Source organism: Vulcanococcus sp. DEBay_Sum22DG08_74, from assembly GCF_017852955.1.
In the GTDB taxonomy this organism is placed as follows: Bacteria; Cyanobacteriota; Cyanobacteriia; order PCC-6307; family Cyanobiaceae; genus Vulcanococcus.
In genome coordinates, this window is sequence record NZ_JAFMKL010000057.1 from 1 (window position 1) to 11,235 (window position 11,235).

Annotated in this window: 12 protein-coding genes; 6 read left to right on the forward strand and 6 right to left on the reverse strand. The window is 65.4% G+C overall.

Annotated elements, in window-relative coordinates:
* Nucleotides 1–202 precede the first annotated feature (202 nt).
* Nucleotides 203–517 (forward strand): hypothetical protein, encoded by a 315-nt coding sequence (locus QZ184_RS07435; protein ID WP_010315191.1) that lies wholly within the window; start codon nt 203–205, stop codon nt 515–517.
* On the opposite strand, the gene QZ184_RS07440 is transcribed toward QZ184_RS07435, so the two are convergent.
* Nucleotides 514–1,458, reverse strand: a complete 945-nt coding sequence (locus QZ184_RS07440; RefSeq protein WP_296418836.1) for an aspartoacylase — start codon at nt 1,456–1,458, stop codon at nt 514–516. The genes QZ184_RS07435 and QZ184_RS07440 overlap by 4 nt on opposite strands.
* 55 nt (nt 1,459–1,513) lie before the next feature.
* On the opposite strand from QZ184_RS07440, the gene QZ184_RS07445 reads away from it, so the two are divergent.
* Genes QZ184_RS07445 through QZ184_RS07455 form a run of 3 tightly spaced genes read left to right on the forward strand, consistent with a single transcriptional unit; the run spans nt 1,514 to nt 5,051 of the window.
* The gene (locus QZ184_RS07445) at nt 1,514–2,479 is read left to right on the forward strand and encodes a glutathione S-transferase C-terminal domain-containing protein (RefSeq protein WP_296416706.1); all 966 of its coding nucleotides are present in this window, start codon (nt 1,514–1,516) and stop codon (nt 2,477–2,479) included.
* Entirely contained in the window at nt 2,476–3,117 is a 642-nt protein-coding gene (locus QZ184_RS07450) for a DUF2301 domain-containing membrane protein (RefSeq protein WP_296418839.1), read from the forward strand. The genes QZ184_RS07445 and QZ184_RS07450 overlap by 4 nt, the downstream gene beginning before the upstream one ends.
* On the forward strand, nt 3,114–5,051 hold the full coding sequence (locus QZ184_RS07455) for an ABC-F family ATP-binding cassette domain-containing protein (protein ID WP_296418841.1): 1,938 nt from the start codon (nt 3,114–3,116) through the stop codon (nt 5,049–5,051). The genes QZ184_RS07450 and QZ184_RS07455 overlap by 4 nt, the downstream gene beginning before the upstream one ends.
* Here the strand turns inward: QZ184_RS07455 and QZ184_RS07460 are convergent.
* On the reverse strand, nt 5,032–5,520 hold the full coding sequence (locus QZ184_RS07460) for a hypothetical protein (RefSeq protein ID WP_043705509.1): 489 nt from the start codon (nt 5,518–5,520) through the stop codon (nt 5,032–5,034). The genes QZ184_RS07455 and QZ184_RS07460 overlap by 20 nt on opposite strands.
* Before the next feature lie 165 nt (nt 5,521–5,685).
* Here QZ184_RS07460 and QZ184_RS07465 point away from each other — a divergent pair, with 165 nt between their 5' ends.
* The gene (locus QZ184_RS07465; RefSeq protein WP_010315181.1) at nt 5,686–5,904 is read left to right on the forward strand and encodes a CP12 domain-containing protein; all 219 of its coding nucleotides are present in this window, start codon (nt 5,686–5,688) and stop codon (nt 5,902–5,904) included.
* 47 nt (nt 5,905–5,951) lie between these two features.
* On the opposite strand, the gene cgtA is transcribed toward QZ184_RS07465, so the two are convergent.
* The gene (gene cgtA, locus QZ184_RS07470; RefSeq protein WP_010315178.1) at nt 5,952–6,941 is read right to left on the reverse strand and encodes an Obg family GTPase CgtA; all 990 of its coding nucleotides are present in this window, start codon (nt 6,939–6,941) and stop codon (nt 5,952–5,954) included.
* Nucleotides 6,942–6,980: 39 nt separating this feature from the next.
* On the opposite strand from cgtA, the gene QZ184_RS07475 reads away from it, so the two are divergent.
* Nucleotides 6,981–8,234 (forward strand): ABC transporter ATP-binding protein, encoded by a 1,254-nt coding sequence (locus tag QZ184_RS07475; protein WP_296416703.1) that lies wholly within the window; start codon nt 6,981–6,983, stop codon nt 8,232–8,234.
* Between the two features lie 4 nt (nt 8,235–8,238).
* Here QZ184_RS07475 and QZ184_RS07480 read toward each other — a convergent pair whose 3' ends face one another.
* The 3 genes from QZ184_RS07480 to QZ184_RS07490 form a co-directional block, all read right to left on the reverse strand.
* The gene (locus QZ184_RS07480) at nt 8,239–10,674 is read right to left on the reverse strand and encodes an endonuclease MutS2 (RefSeq protein WP_296418843.1); all 2,436 of its coding nucleotides are present in this window, start codon (nt 10,672–10,674) and stop codon (nt 8,239–8,241) included.
* Entirely contained in the window at nt 10,671–11,075 is a 405-nt protein-coding gene (locus QZ184_RS07485; RefSeq protein ID WP_296418846.1) for a VOC family protein, read from the reverse strand. The genes QZ184_RS07480 and QZ184_RS07485 overlap by 4 nt, the downstream gene beginning before the upstream one ends.
* Nucleotides 11,076–11,137: 62 nt before the next feature.
* Nucleotides 11,138–11,235 (reverse strand): hypothetical protein (locus QZ184_RS07490; RefSeq protein WP_296418847.1); only part of this gene is annotated, 98 nt, incomplete at its 5' end.

Consider the following 11,235-nt stretch of genomic DNA (forward strand, 5'->3'; position numbering starts at 1 on the left):
GGGTGGTCGTCATGAGTACGGGAAAGAAAGGCTCAACGGCAAGCCGTCAGAGCGGTAGTTAGGGCGACCCAAACGGGTTGCCCCGGGGAATGTAAAGGAAGTTTGCGCGCTTTGTAAAGCGATCTTGCGCAACGCCTCCATGACTGCAGGTAGCCAAGCCCCAAAACCGCTGCTAGGAGTCGCCTGTCACGCCTTCAGCGCCATGCGTCTTCCCCTGCTGCTGCTTGCTGCCGGTCTCCTGCTAGCGGGCTGCCAAGGAGGGGAACGCCGCGATAACGAAGCGCAGATCGAACGCCTGAATCGGCTGGAACTGCGCCTTCAGCAGCTGGAGCAACGGCAAGCCAACCCTGGAGGGGCGGACACCAGTGATCCCACCGGCAAAGCCCCGGCCGGGCCGGTCAAGTCCTTGACCTTCCGGACCGACAGCGCCGATGACCGCCTCAGGATCTACTGGGCAGACGGCAGCACCAGCGATCTGCCCTGCACCAAGGAGCAGGGCACCTGGGCCTGCGGCTAGGCCGCCATCAGGGCCTGCAAGGCCTCAAGCCAGGCCCCCTCGCTCGCCCAACGTTCCCGGCGACAGAGGCTGAAGGCGATGCCCTTCTCGCCGTAAGCCGCCTCATTAATAAAGACAGGCCAGTGGGCCTCGGCAGGAAAACCCAGGGTCTGCGGGTCGAAGCGCCATTCAGCCGGGCAGTCCTGGCCGCCGGGCTGCCAAAAGAGGGCCTGCCCGACCTGCAGCGGCCTCCAGTCCTGACGTTCGAGGGCCGGGTGCACACAGGCGATGGCCTCGCCGGCCGCGTCCCGGGGCAAATCGACACTGCCGCAATGGCGATAGACCTGAAGGCCCGCGGGCAGGCGCAGCTCCCCGGCGGCCGCCTCGGCCAAGACCGCGAAGACCGCCTCGAGCGCCAGCTGGGTTTGCCGCAGGATTGGCGCACTGAGTAGCCCTTGGGCCACAGGCCCCACCTCGATCACCAGGCCGCAGGGCCAACGCTCCACCAAAAAACCCGTCTGGGCAGCATCGGCCTCGTGCAGATAGATCGGTAGCCCCAGCCGAGCCTGAACACCAGCCGCCAGGGCGAGATCGGCGGGGCGGCGTCCATAGACCACCAGTGAATTGCCCATGCCGCTGGTGGTGCTGTGCAGGTCAATCGCGACCGCACAGGGATTCGCGCCCGTTGGGGCGAACTGGGCCAGCAGCTCCCGGGCGCGCTGCAGCTCCAAGGGCTGCTGGGTGAGATCGGCCAGCAGATCGGGGGCAAAACAGCGGTTGAGATCGCGATCGATGTAACGGCGATTGGCCGCATGGGCCGCCGGATTACCGAGGACCAGCTGCACAGGCAGCCCAGCGCAGTCGAGGTCCCGGGGCTCCCTGCGCCAACGCTCGAGCAAAGCCGGAGCGTTGCGCTCATTGCCGTGGGTCCCCGCCACAACCAACACCTGAGCCCGCCCCATGCCCTTTGCTCCAGCCCGCAGCTGAGTCAGCCTGGCAGAAGTCTTCTGAACGTCCATGGCCATCCCCCCTGCCGTGGTGACAGCCGCCCGCAACGGCTGGCAGTGGCAGTGGCAGCAACTGATGGGGGGCCTTGGACCCGCCGATGCCGAGGGGAACTACACCCGCCCCGCCGGAGCCTTTGTCGCCAAACCAGCGCTGCCCCCATCGGCCGGTGAGGCGGGGGCCCACGTGCTGATCGTGGGACGGAGCTGCCCCTGGGCCCACCGGGCTTGGCTCGTCTGGCAGCTGCGGCAACTGCACCAGAGCATTGAGCTGCTGGTGGTGGAGCCCGATCCCAAGGCAGGCCGCTGGCGCTTCAGCGAGCCCTTCCGTGGCTGCCAGACCCTGCAGGAGCTCTACCGAGCCGCTGGGGCAGACCCCAACCAGCGGGCCACCGTTCCGGTCCTAGTGGACAGCCGCTCAGGACGTGTGGTGGTGGGCGAAAGCGCTCGCCTGATGGAACTGCTGAACAGCTGGCCAGCAGCGCAGGACGCCCTCGACCTGGAACCCGCCAACCAGGCTCAGGCCATCGCGCACTGGCGCGAGCGGCTGCAATACAGCGTCAATGACGGGGTCTATCGCTGCGGATTTGCCCGCAACCAAGCGGCCTATGACCGGGCCGAATCAGCGCTCTTTGAGACCTTGAGCGAAGCGGAATCGGTCCTGGCTGACGCCGGCACCTCGCCCTGGCTCTGCGGAGAGAGACCCAGCCTGGCTGATGTTCAGCTCTTTCCCACCTTGATCCGTCTGGAGTTGGTCTACGCCCCCCTGTTTGGGGTCAGCCGTCAGCCGCTCTGGCAACTCCCTGGGCTCTGGGCCTGGAGACAGCGCTTCTTCGCGCTGCCTGGCGTGGCCGAAACCTGCTGCGATCAGGCCTGGCGCAAGGACTACTTCGGCGCCCTGTTTCCCCTCCATCCTTCGGGGATCGTGCCCGCGGGCCCCGCTCTGGCCACACTGGTGTCAGGAACCGTCTCAGCATGAGCGCCGCCGCCGATCCGGTCTTTGAAGGTGTCTATGGCACCTACAGCATCACGGACACGGACCGGCGCGAGGTCCTGGGGTACCGGCTGGCCCTCTTCACGGCGGCGGTGGCCCAGGCCGCACTGCTGATCCAATGGCAGCAGCTCGGTGGAGCGTGGATCTGGCCCTGGCTACTGCCTTTGGCCGCAGGGGTTGGCCTGGCCCTGCGTTGGATTCACATCTATCTGCGCCCCCTGCACCGCGCCCTGCAATGGTTCTGGCTGGCGGGATGCCTGGGCTTCCTCGCCCTGCTGATCAGCGCCGGTCCCCAAGGAATGGCCGACGCAGTCAGCACAGACAGCCGCTGGATCTGGGCCGTGGGTCCCTTCTTCGCGGCCCTGGCGGGGATCGGCTTCAAGGAGTTTTTCTGCTTCCGCCGCCCCGAAGCCATTGGCGTGACCCTGCTGCTGCCTCTGGCGCTGCTCGGACGCCTCAGCCATCTGCTCAGCCCTGAAGCCACGGCGACCCTGCTGGCCATCGAGGCGGCGCTACTGCTGGTGCTGACCCTGCGGAAATTCCCGATGGATGCCGCGGCCGACGTGGGCGATAAGAGCGTGTTTGCTTATCTGGAAGCGCAGCGACAGCCCCCCAACTTGTGAGCCTGATCAGCCTGGTGGATGTCCGCAAGGACTTCGGCATCCGCACCCTCTTCGACGGGCTGACCCTGCACATCGGTGAACGCGAGCGCCTGGGGCTAATCGGACCCAACGGCGCCGGGAAGTCCACCTTGATGCGAGTCCTGGCGGGACTCGAGCCCACTGGGAGTGGCAACCGCCGGGTCCTGCCCCAGGCCCGCATCGTCCTGGTGAGCCAGGAGCCGGAGATGGATCCGCAGCGGACCGTGCTCGAGCAGGTCTTTGCTGAGAGCGGCGAGAAGATGCAGCTGCTGCGCCGCTACACCGAGGTCAGCGAGGCCCTCGCCGCGGCCCATGAGCGGGGCGACGACGATGCCGCCCTGCTGGCGGAGCTGGGCCAACTGAATGGACGGATGGACCAAAGCCAAGCCTGGGGCTTGGAGCAGCAAATCCGCGAAGTTCTGCAGCGGCTGGGCATCGGCGACACCCAACGCCGGGTCGGGGATCTCTCCGGCGGCTACCGCAAGCGCCTAGCCCTGGCGGCCGCCCTGGTGGCCGACCCGGATGTCCTGCTGTTGGACGAGCCCACCAACCATCTCGATGCCGACTGCATCCAGTGGCTCCAGGGCTATCTGCAGCGTTTCAGCGGGTCCCTGGTGCTGATCACCCACGACCGCTACGTCCTCGATCAGGTCACCAACCGAATCGTGGAGGTGGACCGCGGCGAGGCCCGCAATTACAGCGGGAACTATGCCTATTACCTCGCCCGCAAAGCCGAAGAGGAGGCAGCGGCTGCCGCCAGCGAAGCCAAATTCAAGGGAGTGCTGCGGCGTGAGCTGGAGTGGCTCAAGCGGGGCCCCCAAGCGCGAAGCACCAAACAAAAGGCGCGCATCCAGCGGATCGAGGCCATGCAGGAGGCCCCCAAGCGCCAGGGGAAAGGGGACCTGAGCCTGACCAGCAACCAGCGGCGGCTCGGGAAGCGAGCGATCGAAGCCGAGGCGGTGCTGGTCTGGGCCAGCGAGGAGGCCCAAAACAGCGGCCAGACGCCGCTGTTGCGCGACTTCAGCTACGACTTCAGCCCGGAGGATCGGATCGGGATCATCGGGCCCAATGGCTCCGGCAAATCAACCCTGCTGGATCTGATTGCCGGTCGACGCATCCCCCAGGGCGGACGGGTTGAGCTGGGATCAACCGTGAAGCTCGCCTACTTCGACCAGCACAGCCACACCGTGCTCGATCAGACCGATGCCGCCGGCCGGGAGCGCAAGGTGATCGACATCGTCAAGGAGGCCGCCAGCACTGTCGAGATCGAGGGTTCCACCCTCAGTGCCTCCCAGCTGCTGGAGCGATTTCTGTTTCCTCCAGCGCAGCAACACCAGCCCGTCAGCAAGCTCTCCGGCGGGGAGCGGCGGCGACTGCACCTCTGCCGCCTCCTGATTGAGGCGCCCAACGTCCTGCTGCTCGATGAGCCGACGAACGATCTCGACGTCCAGACCCTGACGGTGCTCGAGGATTTCCTAGAGGACTTCCGCGGTTGTGTCGTCGTGGTCTCCCACGACCGCTACTTCCTCGACCGCACCGTCGATCGCCTCTTCAGCTTCGAGGACGGCCAGCTCCAGCGCTTTGAAGGGAACTACAGCAGTTATCTCGAGCGGCAGGCCGCCAACCGCCCAGCCCCAGCCGCTCCGAGCAGTCCAGCAGAGAAGAAAGCCAAGGAGGCCCCCGCCAAACCGGCCAAGGCCCGGCGGCGCAGCTTCAAGGAAAACCGTGAACTCGAGCAACTGGACGCCAACCTTCCCCTTTGGGAGGCACGCAAGGAGGAACTCGAAGCACTCATGGCTGCAGGAGGCAGCGATTACGCCGCCCTCGAGACCCAGAGCGCAGAACTCTCGAACCTGCTTGAGCAGATCGCCGCTGGGGAAGAGCGCTGGCTCGAGCTCAGCGAGATGCCGAGCTAGGGGCACTGCTGCGCCGGCGGCGATGGGCGTGGGGGGGGAGGTCCGCTGCACGGCGGGATGGTCTGGCGCTGAGCTCGCACTGCATCACCGGAGTGTCCTGCCCCAGCCAAGGTTGTTGGCGGGCGCGACCCGATTGAGCTTCCGCCTCCTTCATCGCCGTTGGCTTGTAGTCGCTCAGGCTGCGCTGAAGGGCCATCTCATCGCCCATGTGCCGCAGGTAGAGATCCAAGGTCCACTGGATCTGGTTGTGTTCAAAGGCCTCGCAGGCCGCCTGCAGGGACTGAAAACGCTGACTGACCAAGCCGGTCGGAGAGCACTGCTTCCACTCCAGGGTGTCTTCAAAGCTCAGCCCATCACGCCACTGCCTCTGTTCAGACAGATAGCAGTGATGGTCTGGGCCATTGATCCAGAACAAACGACCGGACTCATCCATGAAGTGACGATCGTGTCGCTGCGTGATTCGCGCCATCTGGAAGCCCATCACTAGCCCTCTGCTAGCCAGAGTCCTGCGATCGGACCGCGAAGAAAACAGAAAGCCGAAATCAGAACCCGATCACAATTGGCTCCGCATCCGCCAGACACCCCGTATGGTGTGCAGCGACGTCGAGCAGCCTGATCTCTCCGGCCTCATTGCATGAACACGATCGACGAGCACATCGCTAAGGACAAGTCCGAGATCGAAGCGGCCAAAGCTGCTGGTGATCAAGGCAAAGTGCGCCACCTTGAGGACGAAGTGAAAGGCCTCGAGGAGTACAAGGCCCACCACCCCGAGGACAAAAAAGACCCCTCCCCGATGGAGGTCTACTGCGACCTGAATCCCGACGCCCCTGAGTGCCTCGTCTACGACGACTGAGTCTCTAAGCGTTCAGCAGTGAGCCAGTGGAACTTCGTTTCTCTGGCTCACACCCCCAGCTCTTTCCAGACCTTGGCCAAGAGCTGATCCAAATTTTTTGATGTCGCTGCTGAGATATCCAGCACCGGTTGGCCGCAGTGGTCGCTGACCTGTTGGATCCTCTCCTCGAGCTCATCCTCGAGCAACAACTCGGTTTTGTTGAGGGCGACCAGACAGGGCCGCTCGTCCAAGCCATTGCCATAGGCGGCCAGCTCCTGCTGCACCACCTGGAAATCGTGCAGGACGTCCTCTGAGCTCGCATCCACAAGGTGGATCAAGAGACGGGTGCGCTGGATATGACGCAGGAAGTCATGGCCCAGTCCAGCCCCCTGGGCTGCCCCGGCGATCAAGCCAGGGATATCAGCAAAGACCGTGCCATCACCACTGGGGCGGCGCACCACCCCCAAGTTGGGAACCAGGGTTGTGAAGGGGTAGTCGGCAATTTTGGGCCGGGCTGAAGAGAGCACCGAAATCAGGGTGCTTTTGCCGGCATTCGGCAAACCGATGATCCCCACCTCGGCCAAGAGCTTGAGCTCGAGCTGCAGCAACCACTCCTCGCCGTCGCGTCCCTCGGTGAACTTCTCAGGGGCGCGGTTGCGGTTGCTCAGGTAGTGGGCGTTGCCCAGGCCACCACGGCCTCCGACGGCCACGAGCAAGCGCTGGTCCTTCTCCGTGAGGTCCCCCAGAAGGATGTGGGTTCGGGCATCTCGGACCTCCGTTCCGCAGGGCACCTTGATGACCAGGGGAGAACCGCTGGCTCCAGTGGCCTTGTTCGGCCCACCGCGACGACCGTCATCGGCGGCAAAGAGCCGCTTGTATTTGAAGTCCAGCAGGGTTTGGAGGTTGGGGTCGGCCTCGAGCCAGACATCACCACCACGACCGCCATCCCCACCGGAGGGACCACCGGCAGGGACGTACTTCTCACGGCGAAAAGCGGCAATCCCATCGCCGCCGCGTCCTGCCTGCAGTGAGATCCGGGCCTGATCAATGAATTGCATTTGACCAACCCTAAGATCGGGCCGCCGTGAGGCCGGTTCTTGGCAGAGGTTCGCTTCCAGCAGGTCAGCAAGACCTACCCACCGCGGCGGGGCAGTGCAGCGGTTGAGGTCCTACGGCAGCTGGATCTCTCCATCCGTGATGGCGAGTTCTTAGTTCTCGTCGGACCCTCCGGCTGCGGCAAAAGCACGCTGCTGCGCCTCCTGGCCGGACTGGAGAGCCCAAGCGGCGGTGAAATCATCGTGGGCGGTCGCCGGGTGACCCATCTGCGCCCCTCCCAGCGGGATGTGGCGATGGTCTTCCAGAGCTACGCCCTCTATCCCCACCTGAGCGTGGCGGACAACATCGGCTTTGGCCTGCGCCGGCAGCGCCAACGCACGGGCCTTCAGCAACTTCAAGACGGCCTCCATCGGGCGGGACGGACTCTGCCCCAGGCGCTACGGATTCCCTCCAGCCGAGAGCAGCGCATCGAAGCACGCATCCAAGAGGTCGCGAGCACCCTGGAGCTGGAGCATCTGCTGGAGCGGATGCCCAAGGAACTCTCCGGCGGGCAAAAACAACGGGTCGCCCTAGGGCGTGCCATCGCCCGTCAACCGTCCGTCTTCCTGATGGATGAACCCCTGAGCAACCTGGATGCCAAGTTGCGAACGGGAACCCGCGCCCAGATCGTCGAGCTTCAGCGCCGTCTGGGCACCACGACGGTCTACGTAACCCACGACCAGGTGGAAGCGATGACCATGGGCCATCGGATCGCCGTCTTGAACCGCGGTTGCCTGCAACAGCTCGGGACACCGGCGGAGCTCTATCAATGGCCCAGCAACCTCTTTGTGGCGCAATTCATCGGTAGCCCCGCCATGAACCTGCTGCCCGTCAACGTTGCCGGCAAGGGTCAACTGCAGCTCGGGAGCCGGCGTTTTCTCCCGGAAGGTCCCAGCGGTGATGCCCTCCTGCACTGGCAGGAGGCGGGGGGCAGCGAAGCCCTCACGGGAGGCCTGCGGGCGGAACACCTGCACTTGGCTCCGGCCACCAACCGCAATCTGCCGGCGGAGGTCTGCCATGTGGAGGGCCTCGGCAATGAACAACTGCTCACCTGCCGCTTGCAGGAGGGAAGCCACCTGGTTCAGCTAAGGGCCGATCCCAGCGAGCAGCTGACCCCAGGGGAAACGGTCCACCTGGACATCGATCCGAAGGGCTGGCGGTTCTTTGACGCCGACGGAGAAGCGATCCCTCCGGCGCCCGAGCCAATCGCCCCTACAGCCAGCGGTCCAGAACCGGTACTGCCATCGCTGGGCTAACCCCTCACTTCACCCAGATCACGCTGCAGCCTTGGCCGCCATCCCCCTGGGCGGCGTCCGTAACCCGCTCCACATAGGGAACGCTGGAGAGCCACTCCCTCAGTCCGCGTTTGAGCTTGCCGGTGCCGATTCCGTGGATCACCCAAACCGGACCGTTGGCTCCGCGCAGGTGTTCTTCCACGGCGGACTCGGCTTCATGCACCCGCATGCCCCGCACATCGATGGTGTTGCGCTCCGTGCGCACCTCAGGACCTCGACTGGCGGGATTGCGGCGACTGCGGATCGAGACCTGGGCTTGCGGCGGCTCGGGCTTCTCGCCCTGAAGTCCCTCAATGGCGGAGAGCTCCAGGTTGAGACGCATCACCCCGCAGCGGACACTGAGCTCCTGGCCGTCTTCACTGAGGGAGAGGACCTCACCTGCCTTGCCGAGGGAGAGGACCCGCACGCGATCGCCAACCTTGGGGAGCCAACCCTTGTGGTCACGGCGCTCCGGCAGGGGGCGATGCTGTTGCTCCAGCTGCTTCAGCTGCTGCCCTGCCCGGCGAGCTGATTCACCGAGTTCACTGCTGCCTGTGCCACGGCCATGGCGGAGACGTCGAATGATGCGGCGCACCTCCTTTTGGCCATCACGGATCGAGCGCTCCAGTTGCTCGCGGCGCTGCTCCTGCAGCTCAGCGCTCTGCTCCTTCTGCTGCTGCCAGCGCATGAGGAGCTCCTCATGCAAGAGCTCGGTTCTCGCCAGCAGGGCAGCCGCTTCTTCGGCCGCCTCCTGTTGCCGTTGACGTTGGCTCTCCAGCCCCGCAATCACTTGATTGAGTTCCCCTTCTCCCCGGGGAGCCAGCAGGGCCTGGGCCGCCTCAAGGACACCGCCGTCCAAACCCAGTCGGGTGGCGATGGCCAGGGCATTACTGCGGCCAGGGATGCCCCACTGCAGGTGATAGGTCGGCGAGAGGCTCTCGACGTCGAAGGCGACGGAGGCATTCTCAAAGCGCGGGTCGTCGTACTTCAGGGCTTTCAGCTCCCCGAAGTGGGTCGTGGCAATGGTCAAGCGCGCCCGATCCGCCAACTGCTTCAGCAGGGCGATGGCCAATGCGGTCCCCTCGGTGGGATCGGTGCCGGCACCCACCTCATCGAGAAGCACCAATTGAGCTCCGGCCTGGGTCGCCAGATCGCTACCGGCGGCAGGCAGGGCCTCCAGGATCCGAGCAATCCGGCGCACATGGCCACTGAAGGTCGAGAGGTTCTGCTGGAGGGACTGCTCATCGCCAATGTCCGCGAGGACCTGCTGACACCAGGGCAAACGCGGCGACCCTTTGCAGGGCACAAACAAGCCCGCCCGGGCCATGAGGACCGCCAGGCCGACGCTTTTAAGGGTCACCGTTTTGCCGCCGGTGTTCGGGCCGGTGATCGCCACCACCCGCAGGCTGCTCTCCACGCGGACGCTCACGGGAACGACCGTTCGGCCTCCCTGGCGACGTTCTTGCCAGAGCAAGAGCGGATGCCGCAGCCCCTCCAGCTGAAGCGGCGCCAGGGGATCGGCCTCCAGCTCGGGGCGCACAGCCCCCAGCCAAGCGCTGTATCGGGCGCGGGCCAGGGCCAGATCCAGCTGAATCAGGACCTGCTGCAGGTGCTCGAGCGCCGGCTGCTCTTCTCCCACCAGGGCGCTGAGCTCCTGGAGCACCGCCCGCTCCGCCTCGCGCTCCTCGCCTTCCAGCTGCCGGATCCGGTTGCCCAGGGGGATCACCGCCTGGGGCTCGATAAAGACGGTGTTGCCGGAGGCGGAGCTGTCGTGCACCAGGCCCGGCAACTGACTGCCGGCGCCCGCCTTCACCGCCAAGACCGGTCGGCCATTGCGCTCGGCGACCACCGTGTCTTGGAGGAGCGCGGCGTAACGACGAATCAGCTCATTCAGACGATCACGGCGCTCCATCCGCACGGAAGCGAGCTGACAACGCAAGCCCGAGAGGGGAGGGCTGGCGCGATCCGCCACACGCCCCCCGTCCTCAATGCAAAAGCGCAGGCGCTGCTCCAGCTCCGGCAGGGTGCGTAGGGGCTCCACCAGGGCGGTCGTCACCGGCCGCAGCTCGGGATCGTCGATCTGCCGGCGCAGGCGCCGGGCCGCAGCCAAGGTTGTGGCCACGGACAAGAGGTCATCACCGCTGGCCACCCCTCCTTTGGCACAGAGCTGGAGGGTGTGATCCAGATCAGCAGCCCCCTGAAAGCTCAGCCCCCCTTCGATCAGGCCATCCAGCGCCAGCAGCTCGGTCGTCTCCGCCAGCCAGTCCACGCTCTGCTGACGGGTCGTGGCCAGGGGCAACCGCGCCGCCACGACGCGACCGGCGGCGGTGCTGGCGAAGCTGGAGACGTGTTGGGCCAGCCGCGGCCACTCCAGTAGCTCCAGGGCCTCCTGTTGGATGGGCGCGTGCAGCTCAGCCGTCACGAGTAGGTCAGAGGTATCGGCTCGGCTCCGATATTGGAGGGCAGCCCGCCGGCGGGCTCATAGAGCATCTCCAACCAGTTCCCTTCTGGATCCTGCATATAGAAGGAGGCCGTGCCGTCGCGGTGGTCATGCACCGGACCGCAGGAGTGCCCCTTGGCCAGCAGCTGCTCCCGCACCTGATCCACTTCAGAGCGGTTCTGGACGTGAAAGGCGAAGTGGGGGCCTGCCGCCTTGTAATCCGGGCTAAGCAGGGCAATGCCCTCACCGGTGGGCCACTGGACATAGCACCAGTCCTCGGCTTCCCAGGTCAGCCGCAAGCCCAAATCGAGATAGAAACGCTTGGCCCGCTCCATGTCCTGCACCCGCAGGGCGACATGGCCAAGGCGATGGTTGCAGGACATGGGGCTCAAGGCGACCAACCCATTGTGAGATGGCCGCTGTCTCAACCGTTGAGAAGCCAGCCTCAGCCCTGGCGCAGCCATTCGGCTGCATCACAGGCGTGATAAGTGAGGATCAAATCCGCACCAGCACGCTTGAAGCAGAGGAGGGTTTCAAGCACCA